General features: G+C 49.9%; 1 protein-coding gene. It reads right to left on the bottom strand.

The window, feature by feature from the left end:
* Positions 1 to 76: 76 nt before the first annotated feature.
* Positions 77 to 435 (bottom strand): hypothetical protein (locus tag HUA75_RS46355; RefSeq protein WP_217446593.1); only part of this gene is annotated, 359 nt, incomplete at its 5' end.

Here is a 435-nt window from a genome sequence, read left to right on the forward strand (position 1 = left end):
GATATCTTGGTGCGGATGAGGCAGGTCGTTATCGGTGGGTAGTGAATATTTTGGCCAAGTACGTCGAGGTTTCTTGCTAGGCGGGAATAATGCTCTTGGTGGGGCAGTGCTGGGCGATGGATTTAAGAAAGCGAATGAGGCAGGGTGGGGTGTCTGCATATTGGGAGAGCTGTGAAAGTATATTCCCGGACTGAATGGTCAGGCTGTTGGGGTATTTCTTGGAGATGTGTTTTGGTTGTCTTTGGTTCGCATTATCTGCCACCCATTTGATGAGCTTCCCGTAGAATTGTATAATGTATTTCCCGCGAAACAGCATGGAGCGAGACGGGTGTCCCGAGGTTTCCTTTTGAATTCCGTGAACGGCAGCGCATGGAGTTGGTGTGGGCGGTTGAAAATGCTTGTCAAACTCCTCGAGCGAACATATGGGAGTGGACT

Origin of the sequence: Myxococcus sp. CA040A (genome assembly GCF_013336725.1) — a bacterium.
Lineage (GTDB): Bacteria > Myxococcota > Myxococcia > Myxococcales > Myxococcaceae > Myxococcus > Myxococcus llanfairpwllgwyngyllgogerychwyrndrobwllllantysiliogogogochensis.